Source organism: Bacteroides sp. Phil13, from assembly GCF_001940965.1.
GTDB lineage: Bacteria > Bacteroidota > Bacteroidia > Bacteroidales > Bacteroidaceae > Bacteroides > Bacteroides intestinalis.
Map to the genome: position 1 here is coordinate 1 of NZ_MSHA01000015.1, position 25,496 is coordinate 25,496.

A 25,496-nucleotide genomic window follows, 5' to 3' on the forward strand; every position below is an offset into this window, starting at 1 on the left:
GCTTCTTCCTGTTGTTCTTCACTGCTGTCTTTCATCCGCAGATTGAACGCATCCTTTAGCTGTTGGGTGGTGGGCATGGTTTCCTGTACCTCAAACTCCTTGAACACGTTTTGCATTTCGGCATAGTATTTCAGCAAGTCCGCGTTGATTTCGGGTGCGCTTTGTTTCAGCTTGTTGGTGCATCCGTTCTTTACCCGTTGTTTGTCGGCATCCCATTTGGCTACGTCAATCCGGTAGCCTGTTGTAAACTCGATGCGTTGGCTTGCATATATGACACGCATACGGATAGGCACGTTCTCTACGATTGGCACACCGTTCTTCTTCCGGCTCTCCAATGCAAAAATGATGTTACGTTTGATATTCATAATTGGGTGCGTTTGAATTTCTACACCCAAATATACACCCAAAAATTGAAATAGCAAAAGGTATTTAGAAAGATTTAGATTTACTCTGCATCGTGGATAGTGTATGATTATCAGTGATTTGCAATTTTATGATATTTTCTGAAAGCGTAGGTTCGAGAGCCTGTCTCTCCGCTGGAAAGAATTGCAAAATAAAAAATCCCTGTAAATTATGTTTTACAGGGATTTTTTATTTTTGATGTATAGCATAAGCATATCAAAGCATTCTTTAAAAAATGATCTTTGAGGACTTTTTCATCAATGATACGAACTCTATAATATATTGTATTAATTTAAACATTGAGTGCGTGCTCTGAAATGTATTTTTATATTTCAAGCAATGGGTGAGTGATAAAGAACCTATTGTTGTAATAAACTGTGATCAGATATTTATTACAGTGTCTAAAAAGATGCTGGTAACGTCGTTCTTTATCATCGTAATAGTTGGAATCTTTTTCCGGCTATTACGATGATTCTCTTCGGTAGTTAATGCCTTTCTTGTCAGCTGCTCAACAGTTGAGTAATCAACTTTATTGACCATCAGTTTTCTGATTTTGTATTAAATTTGCTTGGACTTACATTGTAATATTTCTTAAATACTTCTCGGAAGTATTTTGCATCCGAGAATCCAACCATGTCAGCAATCTCTGTTACTGTATGTTCGCCTTGTTTTAGCAATTGTGCGGCATGTTGCAAACGTATCATCCGGATATAATCAGCTGGAGCGTAACCGGTCAATGCCTTTAATTTGTTGAAGAAACTTGTACGGCTCATGTGATGCTGACTACTGAGCATGTCTACATTGAAGTCCGAATTTCCCATGTTATTCTCTATGCATTCTTTGACAGAGGCTATGAATTTCCAATCCAAGGTATTGGTGCAATTGACTGGAAGAGTCTGTTCTCTATCTTCAATGCTGTTATAAACCTGACGGAGCAAAGTACGATTTGCAAGTATGTTTTTGACTGTTGCCTTGAGTATCCCCACACTGAAAGGTTTGGTGATGTAGGCATCCGCTCCGATTTCCAGTCCTTCAAGCATATTTTTTTCATCTCCCAGTGCAGTCAGCAAAATGACCGGAATATGAGATATTTCAAGATCACCTTTTATAACTGAGCAGAGTTCATCTCCACCCATTTCGGGCATCATTATATCGGATATGACGAGATCCGGGTCAAACTCCCGTACTATGACAAGTGCCTCCTTTCCATTCGGACAGGACTGGACATTATAACCCGTTTTGAACATATCAATAAGATAATTGCGCAAATCATCATTGTCCTCTACTATCAAGATACGTTGTAGAGAGCCGTTTACTTGGGATATTTCCATGGATAGTAACCCTGGAGTGCCACCAGATACGATAGTCTCCGAACATTCATTCGGTATCTTGGGAGAGATGAATTTTGCTTTATGTAGGTGGCTGTTCCCTTTCGGGAAAGTTACCTGCACGCAAGTGCCTTCATGCTCAGTACTTTGAATATGAATCCTGCCTTTATGTAATTTGACCAGTTTGTATACCAGCATCAGACCGATTCCGCTACCTGTCACTTTCAAGTTAATGACATTACTACCCCGGAAACAATTCCTAAACAATTTCTTCTGTTCGCATGAGGGAATGCCGATTCCGGTATCTTTCACTTCGATGCTCCAGGAGTTTCCTTCCTCACAGGCATAAATGCGTACGCTGCCACCTTCAGGTGTATACTTTAATGCATTTGACAGAATATTCTTCAGAATAGATCCCATCTTGTCACTGTCAAACCACACATTCAGATAATCAAAATTGCTTTCGTAAACAAACCTGACATGTTTCATCTCGGCATATTTGCGGAAAGTAGCACAAACATTATCCATATAGGAATTCAATTCATATTCAGAAACATAAAGGGTGGAAGAGTAGACGTCTACCCGTTCGAAATTTATCAGGTTGGTCGCCAGCTGAAGCAATGCATTCACATTTTTTAGAGCCATATTTATATGCGGCAATGCCTGTTCCTTCACCATACGGTTTTCTATGACTTCCTCCAGCGGAGCTTTTATTAATGTAAGCGGAGTACGTATATCATGGGCCGTATTAATGAAGAATCGTGTTTTTTCATCCGAAACCTTCTTCTGTCTGTGCAGTATGATGATACGGAATATGATAACCATAACCAACACCAGTAGGATTGCATATCCAGCCATGGCCCATACACTGGCCCATGCCGGAGGCGTTATGACAATCTGAATGCTCCTTGTTTCATAGGTCTTGTACTTTTCCTCATTGGATATGGCACGAATCTGTAATGTATAACTGCCGGGAGGCAGATTCCTTACAACAATTCGATTGTCCAGGCTCGGACGGCTCCACTCTTTATGAAAACCGTCAATCTTCCATGAATAAAGAATGTTGGAAGGATAATCATAATTAATGGAAGCTACATCAAGAGAAAAGGAGTTTTGTCCGTAGGCCAGTTCCAGTCGGTCGGTCTCGTCAATATCCTTTTCCAACGGAGAACCGTCATCGCCCGGATAAACGGGATGATAGGCTATCATAAAATCGCGTAGTAATAGACGTGAGTAATGTGGCTCTGGTATCTGTATGTCTATCGGAAATCTGACAGCCCCGTCATTTCCACCAAAAACAAGTGTATTATTGCTATAGGTTGTAGCAGAGCCGGTATTGAAATTGACACTCATCAATCCTTGTTCCCGCGTCCAATTGCGGAAGGAGTGTTCTCTAGGTGAATAAATAGTAATTCCGTTTTCCGTACCCATAAGGAGACTCTCGTCCTGACGTGGAAGAATTGTATAGATATTGTCGGAAATCAACGCACAATTGTCTGTACGGTACTGATGGATGAACTTCTTTTTATTAATGTCATATACAAGCAATCCAGCTCCACGGGTACCGATATATAGGATGCCGTCATCTCTCTGGAACAGAGCGCATATATAGGGAGATTCAATGGGCAGGTCAACATACTGATAAACTCCCGATTCCTTGTCAAGCTGGTAGAGCCCCATTCTTGTACCAATCCACATCTGCCGGGTGTCCTTTTCCTGAATGGTAGTGATAGAGTTTACTCCCGGATATAGACGCACACTTTTTGTCTCAAGATTGATGCGCTTTAAATGATGATATCCGCCGGACCAGATATCACCGCCCGAATCTTTCTTAATGTCAAATATATATTGGTCAGGACGTACTCCTGCAATAGCAGCAGGAGAAATGTGGCTAATCTTAAATCCTTTCTTCTTTTCTATTTTGCAAATGCCTGACATAAAACCGCCGGCCCATATCACTCCGGGAGAGGCTTCACATAGTGCCAAAAAGATGTGATTCTCATCATCCGGTACCGGATCAAAGGAACTAAGGAACGAGTGCCATTCTTTTGTATCGGTCTGATAAAGACTGATACCGTTGCTGGTTGCAAACCAGAGGTCACCGTCACTATCTTCCAATACATCATGAACCTGATCGTTCACCAATGAAAGACTGTTGCCAAGGGAATGCCTTATCAGGTCGTAACTTCCATAACGGTTGTTACGGACGGTAATACCAGTAGGATAATTGGCAAGCCAGATACGTTCCTCCTCATCCACATAAATATCATTAATATTGTTTCCGTTCATCCCGTTATAACTATTATAATCAGCAGTTATATAGGGTTCACTCATGCATGTATTCATATCTAGTTTATATACACCTTTTCCACCTGTGGCTACTAGAAGTTCATGGGCATTCAAAGCAACGATCCGGTTTATCTCTACATTGTTGGGTGATTGACAAGGGATGATTTTTCCTGTTTTTCCTACGTCATATATAAGTATTCCCTCTTTATAGTTTCCCACAAACAGTTGTTTTGAAACAGCATGGTAGTAGAGTTCATGTACTGATGTGCTGATACCTTCTACCATTTTATCAGGCATTATATTTAGTTTCCCCTTTTCTATCCCGGCATGAAACAGGCCATTTCCTGTACCGATAAAGAAATGGTTGCTATCCGTCTGTTCAATGGCAGTTATTTCACCGTTGACTGGTGTAGGCATATGCAAAGTCGTTCCGGTACGGATATCATACCAGGTAATACTATCTTTATAACATAGCCATATGCGGTCGTTCTTGTCCAGATAACCGTAATTTAGAAATGCCTGTGGCTTATTTCTGATCAGTTCCGGATGTATGTAGGCCAGTTTGAATTTATCATGCTGTGAATCATATCTGAAAATACGACCTTTCTGACCGATTACCCATAATATATTCCCGCTGTCCATATAGAGCCAGTTCAAAGCAATTCGTGAGTCTAGCTTTATACTATCGTCTGAAAAATTGTAATGCTTGATATATTTTCCGTCATAGCGGTCTACCCCTTCCTGGGTTAGAAACCACATATATCCCCTTCGGTCTTTTTGGATATAATATATTTTCTGGTTGCTCAAGCCGTTTTCCAGTCCTATGTACTTATAAACTTGGCACCTGCTTACGGAACTACTGATGAAAAGAACAGTAAAAAGAAAAATTTGTCTAATGTTTAAAGATATTTTCATATTTCTCGCAGAAGATTCAAAAATACATCTGCAAAATTATAAAATATTGGTTAAATATACACCAAAATGAATGAACTTTATTTCATGAGCAGGCTAATAACATTTGCGTTTCGGAAAGTTTAATAGCAAAAAATGATGAAGGAAAAAATCATATAAATAGCTGGATGTTGAAAGATGGTTAATAGAAGGTTATTTAATATGTTTTCATTAGAGGAACTTATACTGTAGATCTTGCTCTATATTTCATTCTAAACTATAAGTGACATAAAGGAGTGGTGCAATAACATAACAATCATATTTTGAGATAATGAGAATACTCAAAGATGTTCCAAGGATATTCTTAAATTTATTTTTGTTGTAAAGCTATGGCAGCTAATGGTATTTGTAATTAGATAAATTGCAGATTAAAGTACCATTTTTACAGAAAGAAACAAGCGATTCGTCTATTTCTATTCTTTTATCTGAATAAAAAATCTTATATTTGTCATTACAAACAGGCAATATCATTACCCAAACAGGGATATAAAAACTTATTTCAAATATTTTTTTATCGAAACTGATTATGAAAACAATTCATCTTGTGGTGGGAATCGTATTGACATTGATGTGTATCTTTTTTATGGGATTCCGGGAGATAGGCCGTTATCCGGATAAAATCTGGCTTCATCATTGTAATTCGATGGAGAAGTTATATGAGAAGCATATGATTTATCCGAATATAGAAGTCGATCTCGTTTTCCGTGAGAATCGGAAATTTGATGTAACGCATGATGCTGATACCAGCTTCAATCTGAGTCTGGCATCTTATTTTTCTTTTATGAAAAAGGAAAAAGGTAAAATGTGGCTGGATATAAAGAATCTGACCCTTGAGAATAGAATAACGGCACTTTCAAGTTTGAATAAGTTAATGGAATATTTTCAGATAAAGAAAGAACGGTTGATTATAGAAGGACAAAATTGGAAAGCTTTGGAAGTCTTTACTCAAAATGGTTACTATACTTCATATTATATACCTTATGATGATCCGGATAATTTAAGCAGAAAAGAACAGAAGTGCTTTATTAAGGGCTTGCAGGAAATTGTAGATAGAAAGGTTGTGAGTGCTCTGTCCTTTCCCGGATGTTGGTATGCTGAGATAAAAGAAAGTCTGAACCGTTCCATAGATCTATTGACTTGGGAACATCGTAGCAGTCAGTTACAACTTTTGTTGTCTTCCATAGGACGCGAGATGCTCTTCGATCCGCAGTTAAAGGTGATACTGGTAAAAGATAAAGGAAAATATCACCGATAATTCATATTATGCTTATGGCTTTCCCGGAAGACTAATAAACAATCGACAAAGGGAAACTGTTTATTTAGTATGATTCTAAATTAAAAACGAATATATTATGAGTAAAACAGTTGATTTGTTGGGACAACAGGCAGAATATTACCTGAACCATACGTGTAAGACAATAGATAAGAAATTAATTCATGTTCCTGGACCTGATGCGATTGATAAAATCTGGGTGGACTCTGACAGAAATGTACGTACCCTCAATAGCTTGCAGGCTTTGTACGGGCATGGACGCTTGGCGAATACCGGGTATGTATCCATTCTGCCGGTCGACCAGGATATAGAACATACAGCCGGAGCATCATTCGCTCCTAATCCGATCTATTTTGATCCTGAAAATATAGTGAAACTGGCAATCGAAGGAGGTTGTAATGCAGTTGCATCCACATTTGGTATATTAGGGGCTGTTGCCCGTAAATATGCCCATAAGATACCTTTCGTTGTAAAACTGAACCATAATGAACTGCTTACTTATCCAAACTCTTATGATCAGGTGATGTTTGGAACCGTAAAAGAAGCATGGAATATGGGTGCGGTAGCTGTTGGTGCTACTATCTATTTCGGTTCGGAGCAAAGTCGTCGTCAGATTATTGAGATATCACAAGCTTTTGAATATGCTCATGAGTTAGGTATGGCAACCATTCTCTGGTGTTATCTCAGAAACAATGATTTTAAGAAAGATGGCACTGATTATCATGCGGCAGCCGACCTTACCGGACAGGCTAACCACATTGGAGTGACCATCAAGGCTGATATTGTAAAGCAAAAACTTCCTTCCAATAATGGTGGATTCACGGCTATCCATTTTGGTAAAACGGATGAAAGAATGTATTCTGAACTCGCAACTTCACATCCTATCGATCTTTGTCGCTACCAGGTTGCTAATGGTTATATGGGGCGTGTCGGTTTGATTAATTCCGGTGGTGAATCTCATGGAGAATCGGATTTGCGTGATGCTGTTGTTACAGCGGTTATCAATAAACGTGCCGGTGGAATGGGATTGATCAGTGGACGGAAAGCATTCCAAAAGCCAATGGAAGAGGGTGTTCAATTATTGAATACCATTCAGGATGTTTATTTGGATTCTTCAATAACGATTGCATAAAATTTTTAATCAGTATAGAAGATAAAGGTCTTCTATACTGATTATTTAAATGTAAAAGTGAATTTCTGAACTGTTGTCAGAGCAGGAGTTTATCTCCAGTTAACCTTAAGTATATTTTCCATCCATGGTAACCGTACAAGTTTGTATGACCAGGGAATGCTATCCAATAATATATCGAATGCACGTTCTTCTACAGTTAGAACCCATTCCCTTTCTGTCTTTTCTATAAATCCTGCTCTTCTCAAAAAAGCTTCTTGAAAACCTCTCATTGAGGTATTCCTCATTTTTTCCCAGTTTGTCTTTGCTGCTTCCAATAGAGAATCTATTGTGTTAAGTTCATCTTGATTTAGTTCCATTCTTTTAGGGAGTGGCTCGTTGAAGGGATAATTTATTAACAAACGGTTGAGGAACAGATCTTTTTCATCATACTCCCTGTCTTCACTTGCCATGAGGTGTTGTAAAATGAATATAGCTCGTACTTTTGATTCGTTACTATTGAAATCCCTGCGATCTTGGCTTAACATATTAAGTCTCATAAAAAGCATTGGTAGAAATGGGAAGAGAATGACCAATCCTGCATTGGATATAGGTATGTGTTTCAAATCTCTGTATTGTTCTGTACCTAAATGAGAACCATATACACGCACTCCGGGAGCTATTGCATTCTTATCTACTTTTACACTGCCACAAGTTCCTTCATCGCCCGGACCAATATCCCAGTTTCCTTTGTCGCATTTAGCCATGATTTTTCCTCCTGTAATAGTTATGTTTCCACATTTGCTTTTTCGACCTGCATATTGACCGGCACCGCCTATTCCTGCAGATCCCGCGCGCCAGGAAGTCTCGTACTGATAACCCGCATAGGCTTCTATCGTTCCACTTTCGATAATAATGTCACCACATTCGGTAGCATATCCGCATCCTATACCAGCTGCACCTTCTCCACCGTACGCAATTAATTTCCCATCACCTTTAATAATCAGGATGGAATTCTTTCTTGATTGGATTGCAGCCATTTCACGGCCACTGTGTAGCATATTGTTTCCTTCAAGAATCACCGTGATATGACAGTCTTCCGCAATATGGAATGCAACACCCATGTTTTCCAGATCACATAAGTTAGCATCTTGTAGAACAATTGTTGCACGTACTCCGGCAGATACTGTTATTCCATGTCTTGAATTGGTACCTGTAATAATATACATTCCTTCTTGGGAGACACGGAAAGTATCCGTTTCCCTACTCATGTCTATTTTTGCATTTTTCATAAGAATAAAAATTAATATTGTATTTGTTGATTATTGTATATTGATTTTCAGTTTGTTTTTAGCTGTTTTATAAAATGGCTAATGCAACCATTCCTTCATAACAATTATCCGGAAATATCCGTTGGTTTATATTATTGTTCCCTCAGATGAACACAGGCAAAAATAGCTGGAAGTTGGGAAATCTAAATGCTAAAATCAGTAAACTAAAATAATAATTTTAAGTGGCTGAAATTCAGAATATTTATTCAGAATAAATCTTTCTGTTTTTACGATTTCAACCTTTTTTTGATGATATGAAGTGTGTGCTAAACAAGATTTATCCATATGTTTTGCGGTAAAAGCTTCAACAGTGATTAGAAAACAAACAAGGGATCATTTGTCTCTTGCCCTGTGTGTGTTGAGTTTTCCAATAAGTCTTATTGGGGGATGACCTTGGCTGACAAGCCTATCAACCAAGGTTAATCGGCTCGTCAACCAAGGTTGATAGGCTTGTTAACCTAGGTCAACACTCGACTGTTCCTAAGGATAAAGAGATATATCTCTGGTCTTCAGTAGAATAATTCCTAATGTGAAATAAATAAATGCATCGTTCTGATACGGATTGACTGCGATTCAACTTTTAAGTGAGACATCTTCTTCTCCATTCCGAGGGAGAGCAACCATATCGGTTTTTAAAAGCTTTGTGAAATGCAGAAGGGCTGTTGAAACCTGTATTATAACAGATGTCTTCTATTTCTGCATTCGAATCTCTTAGCAGCATTTCTGCTTTTTCGATGCGAAGTGACGTAAGGTATTGAAGGAAACTACATCCATATTCTTGATTGAAATATCTATTTAAATAGGTGGAATTGACTGCCACTCTTTGAGCAAACTGCTCCAATTTTATTTTTTGATCATAAATGAATTCCGGTGTTTGTAATAGTTGGTTTATTTCATCGATCTTTTGAGGAGTCAAGTATACTTTGGAGTTCTTCTTGCCATTTATGAGCACCTCTTTTTCTACGACTTCTTTTTCTGATTTGCTTTCTAGTTGTTGATTTAGGTTATTCACAGGGAACTGGGACGATGTTTCCCGATAAATACGTAACTTGAGCTTTTGTTTTACGAATTGGTGTAAGAGAGAATTATAAAAGATATATCCACTTAATATGCCAATACAAAGGTTGTATAAAAGATTGCAGATATATGAAGAAGTGAACATATTCAGTAAGAACATGAAGAAGAACCCTGATATTAGGATGCTTTTTCTTTGAATATCGGAAGCTGATTTTAGGAATATACAGTCTGTTTCATTCATCTTTCGCAAGAGTAATACGTAAATGAAAGTCTGTGTGATCCCTGTTATTATACACGTTAAACGGAAAAGTGTCCACCAAGCCGGGAACGATGATAGAATTTCAGCCCAACTGTAAGTTAAGCGATCTGCCACCGGACTTAAAACTGACATCAATATGTAACAACACGATAAGACCATCGAAGGTAACATATGTTTCCACCATTGTGGCTTTTGGGGAAATATTCCGGTAATACGGAAGCGGATAAAGAAATAGAGTAAAGGAGGGAGAAAAGTCAGTCCCCAACAGTATAGGGTGGGTAAGAGGGATGTTCTTTGAAGCAGGAAGAAATTTTCGTATAATGTGCTATACGACGTTAACCCCCAGTATATTAGTAGGATTGGTGCTAATAATATGGCCAAATCCTTTTTATGCTTGTTTCTCCAAATCAGAGAGATAGAAGCAAGACCTAGTACAGCCCAAGTCAGCAGAAAAGTACAAATAAGTAATGTCTTTAATATGAAAAATGGCATGATATTGTTGTTCTGTTGCTTGCAAATGTACACACAAAAGTCCGAAAAGAATGATTTTATTCTGCATTTTTTTAAGTTTGGTGATGAAATGTTGGTAGAAAATTGTTTCCTTTGCCCCCCTAATCTGAGGGTTGCTATATAACGCTCGTTAGGTATGTAAATTACCATCTTGGGTTGTACAAATGAATAATTGTTACAGGGGTTATATATTAATTGCTTTTTGGGTTTGTTCGCTGGCGGTATATGGACAGACTGAAATGCAGGCTATAGATACTCTTCGCAACATCCGGTTACAGGAGGTGATTGTTACTGCTACTCAATCAGATGCTCCGGGAACCCGTTCTGTCATTGGGCAGGATGCTATTTGTCATATACAGGTTACTGACCTTTCTGGCTTATCTCAATTATTACCCGGCGTTCTTGTACGCAATCCGGATCTGAATGCTCCGGCTGCCTTTACCATCCGCAGTGCAACTTCTGAAAATACGACTAATGCTTTAGGGACAACCATAGAGGTGGATGGACTCCGCATGAATAATAATGCCAATATGCAGCAAATGGGACTTGAAGGTAGGGGCAGCCTTTTTAATAGCACGGTGTTATCCGGTTTCGACGTGCGTTCCTTGTCTCCATCTTCTGTGGAGTCGGTCGAGGTGATACGTGGTGTTCCTTCGGCACGTTATGGAGATGTGACCAGTGGGGTTGTTCTGGTCAAGTCGAAAGCCGGGATACAACCTCTTACCATCGGTATTCGTCTGACAGCTACGGAGAAACTTGCTTCTGTGGGGAAGGGCATTGCGATCAGTAATAATGGGGGAACTCTCTATTTAGGAGCAGATTATGCACTTTCAAATCAATCGCCTCAAGTCTTTGAAGAATCTTTTCAAAGATTTGGAATCCAAGCGGCTTATGCGAAGGATTTCCGGTCTGCTACTTTGCGTCTTAATATGCGTGGTTATTGGATGAAGAACAATGATAAAAGAGGGCAGAATACGGTGGATGGTGAATTTCGGAAATATCAGGATCAAAACATATCCTTTTCTGCTAATGGACAGTGGAAATTGAATCGTTCCTGGATTTCCAATCTTGAATATCAGCTAGGGTTTACGTATGGGAGCCAGAAGAATGAATCCAGTACATATTATTCGGGAACACAGCAAGTCACTACCTATACCGCGCAGGCAGGTGAACATGCCGGAGTGTTCCTGCCTCCCCATTATTTCTCTCAGTTATCCGTTGAAGGCAAGCCGTTGAGCGGAGATGTATCGTTGACTGCCAATCACAGAAAAACGATGGGTGAGAATATCAGTAACCATTTTCAACTGGGGCTTCATGCTGAGGTGGAAGGGAATCGTGGAAAAGGAATCAGTTTCGATCCTCTTCGTCCTCCCTTGGAAATGCTCAGAGTGCGGACAAGGTCTTATCGGGATATACCTTTATTATATAAGTATTCTGCTTTTGCTGAAAATCACTTTATTCTCCGTTATGGGAAGATGCGGACCGAAGTGCAGGCGGGGGTGCGTTTTACTCAGTTGCCGACTAAGCGTCTACAACGGAACTCTTCTGTTGATCCGCGTATCAATCTTTCCCAGATATTTATTGATAGGACGGATGATGTTTTTCTAAGTCGTTTCAGTGTACGTCTGGGGTGGGGATTGATGCATAAGATGCCTGTACTTACTTATTTGTATCCCGATAAATCGTATACGGATATGAATTGTTTTACGTACAATGATGCTGAGAATAATCAGCGTCTGACCGTCATGCATACATTTATAACTGACCGTAATTTTAACTCCGACTTGCGTTTGCCTGTTAATCAGAAGTTTGAAATAGGGGTGAATTTCCGGATAGGAGGTGTTACTGCGGATGTGGTATGGTTTAAGGAACATCTCAAAAATGGCTATTGTACCTCTCAACTTGCCGAACCTTTTTCCTATCGCCGCTATTCCCCTTTGATCAGTAAAGGAGAACAACCGGAATTGACGGATGAGGGTGTCATGAATGATGGTGAACTTCTTCCATATACTTTGAATACTACGTTTGCTACCTATTTATCACCCCAGAATGGTATAGAACAGGAAAAACAAGGTATTGAATATACCATTGGTCCGATTCATTCAAAGGCACTGCGTTCTTCATTTTACATAAGTGGCGGATATCTGGATGTATGCGAAAAGAATACGGCACTTTCTGCCTTGCATCCCCAGATAGAAGTGAATGGAAAAGCTTACCCTTATGTAGGTATTTACGAAACAGGGCCTTCTGTTGCGAATACTCAAATCTGGCAGCAATTGAATAGCCGGTTTCAGTGTGTTACTCAAATTCCCAGAATCGGTTTGATCACAAGCCTAACGCTTCAGGCGGTGTGGATGGATAAACAACAGCGGGGAATGGAGAGTCGGTTTAATAATCCTATGTACACGGATAGTAATAATCAGAAGTGCTTGAATCCGGTTTATTATATAGATGGAGAGGGAAACCAACATCCTTTCACGCCGGACATGGCGACGGATGAATGTTTTGCTGATTTAGTGATCAGGGCGAATACAACTACCGCTTTTCTGACGGACTCGTATAAACCTTATTTCTTATTGAATCTTCGGGTTACTAAAGAGATAGGACGTCATGTTTCGGTTGCTTTTTGTGCTAATAATCTGCTGCAATCCAATCCGAAACGATATCGGCAGAGTATACAGAAATATGCAGTTGTGAATCCGGATTTATATTATGGTGCGGAAATTAGTATCCGTTTTTAAAGTTGGTATTAAATTTTAGATATTGAATGAGAATGAAATATTATGTATTGTTTTTCTTCGTGTTATTCCTATGTGCTTGTACCGGGGATGAGAATCGTTCTTCATGCTCTGTGAGTGTTCAACTACTTTCTTCTACGGATGAAGTGACCTTGCCTTTCGAAGAGATGGAGGTGGTATTGACAAATAAGGATCAAGGTACGGTTTATACCTCTTCATGTTCTTCTGATGGAGTAGCTTTGTTTAATGTGGAATATGGATATTATACAGTTGCCGTACATTATCAATCTGCTTCCGGAATTATTTTCAGTGGAAGATTGGAATCTTTGTCGTTATTGCCCGAACTGGGTGAAGAAGTGATGAAAGTCCAGTTGCAACTGGCTCGTTCTAAAATAAATGCATTGGTCATTAAAGAGATTTATTATGTGGGTTGTAAAGGAGAGTTGGGAGCAGATTATCAGGCAGATCAATATGTTACACTCTATAATAACTCTGATGAGACTGTATATCTGGATGGATTGTGTCTGGCTTTGGTGGATCCGATGCCAGGTATTGTATCTCCTTGGGTGAAATATACGGATATGAAACGGATTCCCGTTGCTGATATGACTTGGCAATTTCCGGGTAGCGGTAAGGAGTATCCTTTATTGCCCGGAGCAGAAACTACCATTGCAACGAATGCTGTAGATCATACCGGAGGCGAATATCAGCATGCCAATTCAGTTGATTTATCTAAAGTTGACTGGGGATTCTGGCATGTAAGTTTGAGCAAACAGAACATAGCACCCGGTGTGAAACCATTAAATCTGCTTTTAAATCTTAACTCGACTGCATGGATGTATTCATTTCCGGTAGTTGGCCCCACATTCATGATATTTGGATTTGAAGGTATTAGTGCGGAGGAATATGTAAATAATCCATTGAACAGGGAAAACAGGCCCCAAGCTTCTAATAAGACTAAATTCTATTTGATGATTCCGAAAGAGTGGGTGATTGATTGTGCGGAGTGCGTGGAAAATGAAGCCAAGCTTGCCAATAAGCGTGTGCCTGATGAACTGAACCATGAACCTGTGTATATTCCGGAAGGAGATTATTCCGGGAAATCGTTGATACGTAAAAGTGCAGCATCAACCAACGGGCGTTTCATTTATCAGGATACGAACAATGCGGCGGAGGACTTTATCGTATCCAAACCGTCTTTGAAAAAATAAGCAAGCAACTATGCGGAGTACATTATTTATTTTATGGCTTCTGTCGGCGATTCCCATATATGCGCAGTCTGATTCATTACATATCTATTCTATGCAAGAGATTTATCAGCAGAATAATTGGCTGACAGGAGCTAATCCGGTAGGAATGTCATTCAACCGTTTCCGCTCGTTCTCTGTGGCGGAAGTGGGGTATAGGTTTGAAGATGGAAACTTTGGTAATGTCAGTTTGCCCGCTTCATCCAATAAGTATGCGGTGTTTGGTGAATCCTACCAGACTATAGGTAATGTCTCTTTATATGGAAAAATAGGATATGTGAATAACCGGAAGCAAGAGGTGAACTGGAATGGGATGACCGGTGACTGCTGGCGTGGAATAAATCTTTGTGACTCAGTGAGTGGCGATCAACGTTCGGAACAATATCAACTGTCCGGTGCATTTTCATTACCCGTTTCTTTGCGTTGGCTGATTGGTTCGAGGTTCGATTATTTAGTTGACCTGAATGCCAAGGATACAGATCCCCGGAATGAAAACCAGTGGATGGAGTGGAAAATAACTCCCGGAGTTGGTTATGAGTGTGGAAGTCACCGTTTGGGTGCTTCCATATTTTATGGCAATCGTAAAGAAACGGTGGATTATCAGAATATAGGTACTCATACGACATATCCTTTCTTTGTTTCTTATCCGTTAGGGTACTTTAAAACTTTGCCTAAAGGAGAAAATATAAAATGGTATTATTCTGCACAGGAGTTCGGAGGATTCTTACAAGAAGAGGGAGTTTATGGACGCTTCCGGCTATTTCAACAGATAGGAGGGAGCCTTGTCAGACAAAATACAGTAAGTGACCGTATACAAAACAAGAAAGAAGGTGAAACAGATGGCTGGAAACTGGATTATAAAGGTGTAGGTTCATTAGTCTCTGCGTTTAATCGACACGAATGGAGTTGTAAAGTTTTGTTTGACAAGTCGGATAGTTATGATCTTTTGCAGCTGCAGGAAGAGAACATGGGTACATGGCATTCTTCGGGGAAGGTTCTCCGTTCTACTGCCCGTATTAATGAATATGGGTTGACTTATGGTTACTATCAACTTTATAATGAGTGGAATAGTCGTTATTCTATCGTTTCGGGAATTGACTTTAAGCAGACAAAAAGTCAATTGCTTTTTTATCCGGCTGAATATTCGCAAACTGTATGCCGTTTTACTACATATTCTACATTTACTAGGAATTTCTTATTATCTAATGCCCGAATTGATTTAGCTATTGGGGCAGAGTACGGTAAAGGAGGTGGAACTATGATAGCTGAAAAACAGCTGCAATCAGGACAGAATACGCCCGCAATCAAATTATGGCAGAATATGGATCGATTGGAACAGGAGTACAATTACTTAACAGAGCCCAGATGGGCATTGCATTTATCTCTAACTTATACTTATACAGCTTCTTTTACTTGGTTTGCCCGATTGACGGCGGGATATGAAAATGCTTCTAAAAATCTTTTTAATTCAAATAAGGAAAATATTTCTGTACAAATAGGATTGTTTTTCTAAATAGATTCCGTAGTTTTGAGGCGACTAACTCAAAAACAACAAAGTTATGGAAAAGAAAGAAAATTTGGATGGCCGGAATTTAGGTTCGGGACCTGTCGGTAGATGGATTATTTACATTGACAAATGTACGGGATGTGGTGAGTGTGTGGATGCTTGCAGTTTGGGACTTCTTTACATTGAAAATGAGAAGGTTAAGATGAAAGAAGAAAGATACTGTAGTGAGTGTGAAGATTGTGCTAGTGCTTGTGCATTCAGGGCTATAACCTTTAGATAGTTATACCAAGTGAAGAGTTTCTATCTATTTCTTTTTCTGTTCTTATGCAGTGCTTGTTCTAATTCAGGTAAAAGAGAAGTTTTGGATGAAGAATTATCAAAGATGCCGATATTATCAGTTTCTTTTGATTCTTTATTATCTGAGGTCAAAAAAATGTCAGATCAGGATAGAATAGCATCTATAATTAAAATATCGTATAGAAACGAAGAAGAGATAGATGGAATACAAAAACAGAAACGACTTTTAATAGAGGTTTTACCTTTAAGTTCTGGTGGAAATAGAAAGAAAATTTTACTTCAATTAGTGACGATTTATAGTAATTTGGATAGATTTGGAGTTTCAGGTGCTTATTTAGAGGGGCTTAAATGGATAGAAATGTTAGAAGCCAATCATTCACTTTCACAGAAGGAAGAATGGCAAGTGAATGAAATGAAAGCGTTATTGCTTAACGAACGGGGGAATCAAGATGAATTTCTTCCTATTTGGTATAAATTATTAAAACAGTATCGTGAGGCTGATAGACCGGAAGATGTGGGCAAGTGCCTTCTAACTATAGCGAATCATTTTATAATGTTGGAAGATTATGAAAATGCATTACCACTATACAAGGAGGCATACCAGTTGGCATTAGAACATAAATCCATAGAATTACAACAAGTCTCTGGTATTATGTTGATAAAATATTTATGTGGAGCAGGGTATTATTCGGAATCATTGGAATATTATAACAAAATAAAACCGGAAATAGCGTTTAATCCTTCAATGCAGAATGAAGTTGTAAAAAGTTATATGGAGCTTAATAAGCCTGATAGTGCACGTATTTACTTAGCTGCAAGGTTGTTATCAGAAAGAGGTGATAAGATTGTTCTAAACTGTATGATGGCTGAAACCTATATTCCAGAAGGACAGGAAGATTCCGCTTTTGTGTTTTTGGATAGGGCTATGAAATCTTATAAAGAGAAAGCGAAGAACTATCAAAAACAAGGTAGAGAAGCCATCTTGCCTAATTGTTTTTTATCTCCTTGTTATTTGTTTGCTGATTTATTGTGGAAAAAAGGTAAGATTCAACAAGCAAGTCAATATTATATGATTGTTGAACCTTTAATGAAAGAGAGGGTTAAAACGCCCGTTCGGATGGAGCTCCAAATAAAAGCTCTTACCAATTTCAGTTCTTTCTGCCGTGAAACTAAGCAATATGAAAAAGCTCTTGATTTATTAGCTCGACGAGATTCTGTTTTGCAAACGTATTTGGAATTTAAGGCAAAGAACGATAAAAAGAATTATGCAGAGCGTTTAAAGATTCAGGAATTGAAACATGAATTAAATGAGAGTGAAGATGCCAATAGAGTAAATACACATGTGGCTGCAATCTGTATTTTTCTATTAGTAATTTCTGTAGCAGCTACATTCAAGTCCATATCTATGTACCGTAAGTTGAAGAAACAAGGTGCCGTAAATTATAGACTTCAAGGAATGATTAAGAAATGCGATGAAGGGGATGCGTCTGAATCACATTCTGTATCTATGGATCAATATGAACTTTTATTCTGGCAAGCCTTACATAAAGTTCGTGATGAACAATACTTCCTTAAAAGTGACCTTACGATAGAGACATTGGCTGATGTACTGAATACGAATCGTTCTTATTTATCGGTTAGCATCAATAGATTCTGTGATAAAGGCTTCAGTGTTTGGCTGAATAATTTCCGTATTCAGCATGCCGAACAACTGATGAGAGAAAATCCTTCAATTGCCCTTAAAGATTTGCCGGAGCAGTGTGGTTATGCAACCACTGGTACTTTTGTTCGGAACTTTAAGAGGTGTCATAACATGAGTCCAAGTGAATTTATGAATAAACTTCTTATTGAACAAACACTTCCTAAAGTAGAGAAGGCTTTTCAGTAAATTGATTATCTTTGAGCACACTAAATGATTCATAACTTAATTATCCTATATCAATGAAAACAACTATTTTATTACCAGTAATCAGTCTTTTCTTATTCCTTGCATCTTGCACGAATCCCAGTGATAAGAAGGTAAATGATCAAACTTCCGAATCCTCCGAAAGTGGTGTAACCTCTACTGATTGGCAATCTCGTTACGATAAACTTGAAGCCTCCGATTTGCCCGACAATGTGATTCAGCTGATTGGTAAAGAGTGGATGCTTGTAACGGCAGGCGATGAAAACTCTTTCAATACAATGACTGCCAGTTGGGGTGGTATGGGATACATTTGGGAACGTCCTTCTACCTTTATTTTTATACGCGATACCCGCTATACTTATCAATTCCTCCAACAGCATGAGAGTTTCACCCTCAGCTTCTTTAATGAAAAATATCGCAATGCCCTGCGTATATGCGGTACAATGTCAGGAAGGAATACGGATAAGGTGAAAGAGGCCGGACTTACTTCTCTGGAAACTCCTTCAGGATTAATGAGCTTTGAAGAAGCACGAATGATTATTGAGTGCAAAAAAATGTTTGTTCAGGAGTTGGACTATGCCAACCTGACCGAACCTTATAAATCAAAAATTATGGAAGAAGCTTATAAAAACGAACCTTCCAAACATCAAATGTTTATCTCAGAAATCGTTAATATTTGGATTAAGAAATAATATTCAACGAAATTTTGGTCAATTATTCCTTTTCATTGGTAAAAGACCAAAGTGTTTTTGGCCAATTCTTGGAATTCATAGTCTTTTCTGTATATTTGCGCCCGCATTTTCTTAAGTATCACTTATATATAATTGTCCCTATAATCAGAATTTACTAAACTAGGTAGAGTTTATGGAGAAAATAAACGCAGTAATTACAGGAGTCGGAGGATATGTACCCGATTATATCCTGACCAATGATGAGATTTCCAAAATGGTCGATACCACCGATGAATGGATTATGGGACGTATAGGCATAAAGGAAAGACGTATTTTGCATGAAGAGGGACTGGGAACTTCGTATATGGCCCGCAAGGCTGCCAAACAGTTAATGCAACGTACGAATTCTCAACCGGATGAAATTGATCTGGTGATTGTAGCTACTACTACTCCTGACTATCGTTTACCTTCTACAGCCTCCATTCTGTGTGAGCGACTGGGATTGAAACGTGCTTTTGCTTTCGATGTACAGGCGGTTTGCAGCGGTTTCCTGTATGCACTGGAGACGGGAGCAAACTTTATTCGCTCGGGAAACTACAAGAAGATTATCGTAGTAGGAGCTGAGAAAATGTCTTCAATCATAAATTATACGGATCGTGCCACTTGTCCCATTTTCGGTGATGGTGCGGCAGCCTTTATGCTGGAACCTACTACGGAAGATTTAGGTGTAATGGATTCAGTGCTGAGAACAGATGGTAAGGGACTGCCTTTCCTACATATTAAAGCAGGTGGTTCTGTATGTACTCCTTCGTATTATACGCTGGAAAATCATATGCATTACATTTATCAGGAAGGGCGTACGGTTTTCAAATATGCCGTAGCCAATATGGCTAATGCTTGTGAAGCTGTCATTGAAAGAAACCATTTAAGTAAAGACGATATTGACTGGGTAATTCCACACCAGGCCAATCAGCGCATTATCACTGCTGTAACGCAACGCTTGGAGATTCCAACCGAGAAAGTGATGGTTAATATCGAGCGTTATGGTAATACGAGTGCTGCCACACTTCCGCTTTGTATCTGGGATTTTGAAGATAAGCTAAAGAAAGGCGATAACCTCATCTTTACTGCATTTGGGGCAGGGTTTGCCTGGGGTGCTATTTATGTAAAGTGGGGATATGACGGAAAAAAGGAATAGTAGTCCGGGTTACTATTCCCTATAACTTTTCTTATTATAACAACCCGGATATACAAATAGTTTATCTCATCACTTTTTGCCAAACCTTCATTCTATTTCTTTTTTTGAGTATCATATATATTGAAGTTATTATAAAATATTATCTTTGTGGGGAATCATTGCATGACAACACATTGTTAACCATACAATAACTTAAAAAACAACCAACGTATGAATCATGAACTATCGATGAGTGCCAACCAACTGGTGGCTGCTCTTCAAAAACCGGCTTCCGAATTTACGAAAGCAGACATTATTTCTTATATCAAGGAGAACGATATTCGCATGGTGAACTTCATGTATCCCGCTGCAGACGGGCGACTGAAAACATTGAATTTTGTCATTAACGACGCTGCTTACCTTGATGCCATACTGACTTGTGGTGAGCGTGTAGACGGATCAAGCCTTTTCCCATTTATTGAAGCGGGCAGTAGCGACTTGTATGTAGTGCCGCGTTTTTGCACAGCCTTTATTGATCCTTTTGCTGAAACCACAACACTTTCCATGCTTTGCTCTTACTTCAATAAAGATGGCGAACTTCTGGAAAGCTCACCGGAATATACGTTGCGTAAAGCTTGCAAAGCCTTTACTGATGTAACCGGAATGGAATTCCAGGCTATGGGCGAATTGGAATATTATGTGATATCAGAAGATAGTGGACTGTTCCCTGCCACTGATCAACGTGGCTATCATGAATCTGCTCCTTATGCCAAGTTCAATGATTTCCGTACCGACTGTATGCTGCATATTGCAAAGGCGGGCGGACAGATCAAATACGGGCATTCCGAGGTAGGTAACTTCACGCTTGACGGTAAAATCTATGAGCAAAATGAAATTGAATTCTTACCGGTACGTGCCGACCTGGCTGCCGATCAGTTGATGATTGCGAAATGGGTTATCCGTAATCTGGCCTATCAATATGGGTATGACATTACGTTTGCTCCGAAAATTACTGCTGGAAAGGCCGGTTCAGGATTGCATATCCATATGCGTATTATGAAAGACGGTCAAAACCAGATGTTGAAAGATGGCGTACTTTCTGAAACTGCCCGTAAAGCTATTGCGGGAATGATGGAGCTTGCACCTTCCATTACAGCTTTTGGTAATACGAATCCTACTTCTTATTTCCGTTTGGTGCCGCATCAGGAAGCTCCGACAAATATTTGCTGGGGTGACCGTAACCGTTCCGTATTGGTACGTGTTCCGCTTGGATGGTCGGCAAAGACAGATATGTGTATGCTGGCTAATCCATTGGAAGCTCCCAGCCACTATGATACTACACAGAAACAAACTGTGGAAATGCGCTCTCCGGACGGTTCTGCCGATTTGTACCAACTGATAGCCGGATTGGCCGTAGCATGCCGTCATGGTTTTGAAATTGAAAATGCTTTGGAGATTGCGGAAAAGACCTATGTGAATGTGAATATTCATAAGAAGGAAAATGAGGATAAACTGAAACAATTGGCTCAACTCCCTGATAGCTGTGCCGCTTCTGCCGATTGCCTGGAAAAACAGCGTGCTACTTTCGAACAGTATCATGTATTTAGTTCTGCAATGGTCGATGGAATTATCAGTAAATTGCATTCCTATGAAGATCGTACTTTACGTAGTGAAGTACGTGACAATCAGGAGGAAATGCTGAAACTGGTTAATAAGTATTTCCATTGCGGATAAAGTAAAACTTGTATTTGTAGATAGGAGTATAGAATAGGGAGGTTCGGATGTAGAAGTCCGGATCTCCCGTTGTTTACTCAATAAATTGATTATAAAACAGGGCTTTATGACATCAAATGTGAAATCTTTAGTCTATAAGATGAATATAGTGGTTGACTGTAAAGATGCAGGAGTTTTAGCAGAGTTTTACAGTAAACTGCTGGGGTGGGAGCTGACACATCAGCGTGCGAATGGTTGGGCGGCTATCACTTCTCCATCCGGTATGGTGATGGCGTTTCAGGAGATTGAAGAGTACCAGCCACCTGTATGGCCTTGGAAAGAAGGTAAGCAGGGACAAATGCTTCATCTTGATTTCTATGTGGAAAATCTGGAGGAGGCTGTGGTTTATGCCATTCAGTTGGGAGCCCGGCAGGCAGATGAGCAGTACTTCAGGACTTCACGAACGATGTTTGATCCGGCAGGACATCCTTTCTGCCTTGATACGGAAGAGGCTGAATAAATACACAAAACAATTACTGAACCATAAAGAATACACCATGTCCGAAATTGCGAACTATTTCCTTTATAGAAATGCCGAAGGCGAAACCGGATTATCCGCTAACAGTATTGACGATCTGAATCTGGATGACCTGTTTGCCGAAATAGATTATTGTCATTCCAGCATAGGCAGACAGTACTTGTATTATCTTCTGCTATCGGATAAAACCTCCGGTATGGAAAAGCAGGAAGCACTTCTGTCTTCATTGGCAACTCATGCGGAATTGCGTACTCTTTTAAGCAATGCACTGAAGGAACTGGATAAACCGGATGCTTATTCCATCGTATCCATTCTGGAAAATGATAATACAGGGATTGGTGCCAAGGAGATGGCTCTTATTAATGTCTGCCGGTTTCTGCCTTTGCTGTTTCTGGCTCTGATGCTGCTCACTCATTCGGGAGTGTTTCTTACTTTATTTGTTTTTTCATTTGTGGCGAATGCAGTGTTGCACTATCGTAATAAGGCGAAAATCCAGAGATACTTTTTCTCCATACCTCAACTTCTGAAAATGATAAGACAGGCGGGAAAGCTGGCGCAGAACAAGGAGTTTGTCTCTGTAGATCCTTCTATCACGAATGACCTGAAGGCTGTAGAGGGGCTGAAGAAGTATATCTCTTATTTCCGTTTCAACCTCAGTCTGGATAACGACATGGCTATTATGTTTTATATGGTAGCGGAATTAATCCGGGTATTCTTTCTCCACGAAGCGTATGCGGTAGGCAGAACTTTTCATCTGTTGAAGGAGAAGGCGACGGCTATTCACAATGTTTACCGCTTCATAGGTTTTCTGGATTCCATTTTGTCTGTTGCCATCTTGAGGGAGGAGCTACCTTATTATTGTCTGCCGGGAGATAACAGGGCAGGGGAGCGATTGCGTACACAGGCTGTGTATCATCCTCTGATAGAAAACTGTATTCCGAACGATATGGTACTACATGAGAAATCGGCATTGATAACCGGTTCGAATATGGCAGGTAAGACCTGTTTCATGCGTACGATAGGAGTGAATCTGTTGGCAGCGAAAGCACTTCATACCTGTTTCGCAGAAGTCTTTGAGATAAATACCGGAATTTCTCTTCTATCTTCCATCCACCAGGGAGATAACTTGATGGAGAATAAGAGTTACTTTATGCAGGAAGTGACGACTATCAAGAATTTCGTAGATGAAAGCGGTCATGGGAATTATCTCTTCCTGCTTGATGAATTGTTCAGAGGAACCAATACCAAGGAGCGGATAGCGATTTCAAAAGCTGTGCTTTCCTGGCTGGTGAAAAGTGATAATGTGGTATTTGTATCTACGCACGATCTAGAACTGGCCGATATGCTGGAAGATGAATACGAATTATACTATTTCAGCGAGTCGGTGAAAGATGGTATCCTGTCTTTCGATTACAAGTTGAAGCGCGGAGTTGCGACCGAGCATAATGCAATTAAGATATTGGAGATTTGCGATTATCCGGCTTCATTGGTGAGTGAGGCTCATTCAATCACAAGTATATAATGAAAAACAGAGAGAGTGTAGGTATGATCCTCCGCCTCCCTCTGTTTTTGCAATAATGAACAGATTGATTACTTCTTAGCTTCATCAGCCATAGAGTGCACTTTGCCTTTGATGTCATTGGCTTTTTCAGCAATGACAGACGTTTCATTGGCTACTTTGTCAGCAACTTTTTCTCCGGCATACAATGCCTTTTCTTTAGCAGATTCAATCAGGCATTCGGTATGTCCTTCAATTCTGTGCAGGGCATCGAATACTTCTGCTTTCATTTTTTTTGCTCTTGCACTGCGGGCAAAGCCATAAGCCAGTGCTCCAAAGATTGAACCTATTCCAAGGCCAATCAAAAAGTGAGAATCTTTACATGTCATAATTAAACAGGTTTAATGGTTAAAAACTAAATTAATGTTCTATTTTGGTCAGAGAACAGAGTGTACAAGGCATTAGTTCAACGGGGAGGGAAAGAATTACTACTATTTCACAATTTATGAGAATCAGGGGTTGAATTAACTCTTTCTTTTCCGTGATAAATCAAATTCAATACCTGATTCGTATAATTTATAAATATTCTCTTGTCGGATTCCTTTAGCTTTATCTTTGGCGCTCATAAACATTACTACTGCACGTACGTTCTGTGGTACAAGCAGTTTTTTGAATCATGTAATTAAAATCAATGCTTTATGAATGTAGAAAGAAAAAATGCGAAAGATGACTTACGGCTCTACATGCCGGAAGTTATCGGGATGCTGAAGCGGGAAGGAAAGTTCCCGGCAATGCATGTTTATGCTTGCACGCTGCGTTCCTATGAGAAGTTTTGTGCAGAGGAAAGATATCCGAAAAACACCACTGCTTCCCTGTCCATGCAGGAGATTTTCACCCCGGAGAGGCTGAAAGAGTATGAGGACTGGTTGGCTGGACAACAGTCCAGTCCGAACACGATCTCCACTTACATGCGTACGCTGCAGGCGGTGTACAATCGCTGGATGTCACCGGGCATAGAGGGGTACAATCCGGTGCTGTTCAAGGATGTTTATACGAAAGTGGAGTCGCGTACCAAGCGGGCGCTAACGGCCGAGCAGATGGAGCAACTCAGGAATACGGACTTTAGTGTGCTGACACTGCGTCAACAGCAAGTGCTTACCTACTTCCTGCTGATGTTCATGTTGCGCGGTATGCCGTTCATCGACCTGGCACACTTGCGGAAGTCGGATTTGAGAAATAGGCGCATCACTTACCGTCGGCACAAGACGGGGAAACTGATGGTGGTGGATGTGCCGCCCGATGCGATGAGGCTGTTGCAGAAGTACAGGGACAAGACGGATTCAGAGTATCTGTTCCCGTTGCTGCATGGTGGCTTGTTCATGGAGGAACATCACCACCGTTATCAAGAAACATTACGGCATTTCAACCGGGAGTTGGCGCGGTTGATGAAGCAGTTATTGCCCGGTGTTTCCGTAAGTTCATACACCGCAAGGCATACATGGGCTACACTTGCTTATCATAATGGTGTACCTGTGGGACTGATAAGCCAGTCGTTGGGGCACTCGTCCATTCGGGTGACGATGACTTATCTGAAACCGTTTGATGCGGAGGTGATAGACAGAATAAACAGGCAAGTGATTTCCTTGGTGAAGAAAAGTAAAAAGAGGAAAGATGGCAGATTTAATATGCTGTATGGTACTTCGTTGAGGTGAAATTACTTGCATAGTAACGGCAAA

General features: G+C 39.9%; 18 protein-coding genes. 13 read left to right on the forward strand and 5 right to left on the reverse strand.

Features of this window, described 5'->3' with window-relative positions:
- Nucleotides 1-365, reverse strand: a 365-nt coding sequence (locus BWI44_RS02400; protein ID WP_286811004.1) for an Arm DNA-binding domain-containing protein, incomplete at its 3' end; no start/stop codon positions are given.
- A 576-nt stretch (nucleotides 366-941) separates the two neighbouring features.
- Nucleotides 942-4,934, reverse strand: a complete 3,993-nt coding sequence (locus tag BWI44_RS02405; RefSeq protein WP_278704771.1) for a hybrid sensor histidine kinase/response regulator transcription factor — start codon at nucleotides 4,932-4,934, stop codon at nucleotides 942-944.
- A 562-nt stretch (nucleotides 4,935-5,496) separates the two neighbouring features.
- Between BWI44_RS02405 and BWI44_RS02410 the strand changes: the two genes are divergently transcribed.
- Together BWI44_RS02410 and BWI44_RS02415 are read left to right on the forward strand one after the other, a co-directional pair.
- Nucleotides 5,497-6,225: a hypothetical protein gene (locus tag BWI44_RS02410; RefSeq protein WP_229036195.1), complete on the forward strand. Its 729-nt coding sequence runs from the start codon at nucleotides 5,497-5,499 to the stop codon at nucleotides 6,223-6,225.
- A gap of 97 nt (nucleotides 6,226-6,322) precedes the next feature.
- Nucleotides 6,323-7,375 carry a class I fructose-bisphosphate aldolase gene (locus tag BWI44_RS02415; RefSeq protein ID WP_007665305.1) on the forward strand — a complete coding sequence of 351 codons (1,053 nt, stop codon included), beginning with the start codon at nucleotides 6,323-6,325 and terminating at the stop codon, nucleotides 7,373-7,375.
- Between the two features lie 89 nt (nucleotides 7,376-7,464).
- Here BWI44_RS02415 and BWI44_RS02420 read toward each other — a convergent pair whose 3' ends face one another.
- Both BWI44_RS02420 and BWI44_RS02425 read right to left on the reverse strand, forming a co-directional pair.
- Entirely contained in the window at nucleotides 7,465-8,643 is a 1,179-nt protein-coding gene (locus BWI44_RS02420) for a contractile injection system tape measure protein (protein ID WP_195209369.1), read from the reverse strand.
- A 619-nt stretch (nucleotides 8,644-9,262) separates the two neighbouring features.
- Complete coding sequence (locus BWI44_RS02425) at nucleotides 9,263-9,694, reverse strand: helix-turn-helix domain-containing protein (RefSeq protein WP_225663012.1); 432 nt, start codon at nucleotides 9,692-9,694, stop codon at nucleotides 9,263-9,265.
- A gap of 1,013 nt (nucleotides 9,695-10,707) precedes the next feature.
- Here BWI44_RS02425 and BWI44_RS02430 point away from each other — a divergent pair.
- The 10 genes from BWI44_RS02430 (at nucleotide 10,708) to BWI44_RS02475 (ending at nucleotide 23,784) form a co-directional block, all read left to right on the forward strand.
- Nucleotides 10,708-13,209, forward strand: a complete 2,502-nt coding sequence (locus tag BWI44_RS02430; protein ID WP_286811023.1) for a TonB-dependent receptor plug domain-containing protein — start codon at nucleotides 10,708-10,710, stop codon at nucleotides 13,207-13,209.
- A gap of 26 nt (nucleotides 13,210-13,235) precedes the next feature.
- The gene (locus BWI44_RS02435; protein ID WP_138291711.1) at nucleotides 13,236-14,417 is read left to right on the forward strand and encodes a DUF4876 domain-containing protein; all 1,182 of its coding nucleotides are present in this window, start codon (nucleotides 13,236-13,238) and stop codon (nucleotides 14,415-14,417) included.
- Between the two features lie 91 nt (nucleotides 14,418-14,508).
- Nucleotides 14,509-15,966, forward strand: a complete 1,458-nt coding sequence (locus BWI44_RS02440; protein ID WP_195209367.1) for a DUF6850 family outer membrane beta-barrel protein — start codon at nucleotides 14,509-14,511, stop codon at nucleotides 15,964-15,966.
- A 46-nt stretch (nucleotides 15,967-16,012) separates the two neighbouring features.
- The gene (locus tag BWI44_RS02445) at nucleotides 16,013-16,240 is read left to right on the forward strand and encodes an ATP-binding protein (RefSeq protein WP_007665299.1); all 228 of its coding nucleotides are present in this window, start codon (nucleotides 16,013-16,015) and stop codon (nucleotides 16,238-16,240) included.
- A gap of 81 nt (nucleotides 16,241-16,321) precedes the next feature.
- Nucleotides 16,322-18,145: a helix-turn-helix domain-containing protein gene (locus BWI44_RS02450; RefSeq protein ID WP_229036192.1), complete on the forward strand. Its 1,824-nt coding sequence runs from the start codon at nucleotides 16,322-16,324 to the stop codon at nucleotides 18,143-18,145.
- A gap of 53 nt (nucleotides 18,146-18,198) precedes the next feature.
- Nucleotides 18,199-18,855 (forward strand): flavin reductase, encoded by a 657-nt coding sequence (locus tag BWI44_RS02455; protein WP_195209366.1) that lies wholly within the window; start codon nucleotides 18,199-18,201, stop codon nucleotides 18,853-18,855.
- A 172-nt stretch (nucleotides 18,856-19,027) separates the two neighbouring features.
- Nucleotides 19,028-20,032: a beta-ketoacyl-ACP synthase III gene (locus tag BWI44_RS02460; protein ID WP_007665295.1), complete on the forward strand. Its 1,005-nt coding sequence runs from the start codon at nucleotides 19,028-19,030 to the stop codon at nucleotides 20,030-20,032.
- Between the two features lie 210 nt (nucleotides 20,033-20,242).
- Entirely contained in the window at nucleotides 20,243-21,745 is a 1,503-nt protein-coding gene (locus tag BWI44_RS02465; RefSeq protein ID WP_195209365.1) for a glutamine synthetase family protein, read from the forward strand.
- A gap of 106 nt (nucleotides 21,746-21,851) precedes the next feature.
- Nucleotides 21,852-22,244: a VOC family protein gene (locus BWI44_RS02470; protein ID WP_007665291.1), complete on the forward strand. Its 393-nt coding sequence runs from the start codon at nucleotides 21,852-21,854 to the stop codon at nucleotides 22,242-22,244.
- 37 nt (nucleotides 22,245-22,281) lie between these two features.
- The gene (locus BWI44_RS02475) at nucleotides 22,282-23,784 is read left to right on the forward strand and encodes a MutS-related protein (RefSeq protein ID WP_195209364.1); all 1,503 of its coding nucleotides are present in this window, start codon (nucleotides 22,282-22,284) and stop codon (nucleotides 23,782-23,784) included.
- A 68-nt stretch (nucleotides 23,785-23,852) separates the two neighbouring features.
- On the opposite strand, the gene BWI44_RS02480 is transcribed toward BWI44_RS02475, so the two are convergent.
- On the reverse strand, nucleotides 23,853-24,149 hold the full coding sequence (locus BWI44_RS02480) for a YtxH domain-containing protein (protein ID WP_195209363.1): 297 nt from the start codon (nucleotides 24,147-24,149) through the stop codon (nucleotides 23,853-23,855).
- A gap of 309 nt (nucleotides 24,150-24,458) precedes the next feature.
- Between BWI44_RS02480 and BWI44_RS02485 the strand changes: the two genes are divergently transcribed.
- Nucleotides 24,459-25,472, forward strand: a complete 1,014-nt coding sequence (locus BWI44_RS02485; protein ID WP_118295268.1) for a tyrosine-type recombinase/integrase — start codon at nucleotides 24,459-24,461, stop codon at nucleotides 25,470-25,472.
- Nucleotides 25,473-25,496: the final 24 nt, after the last annotated feature.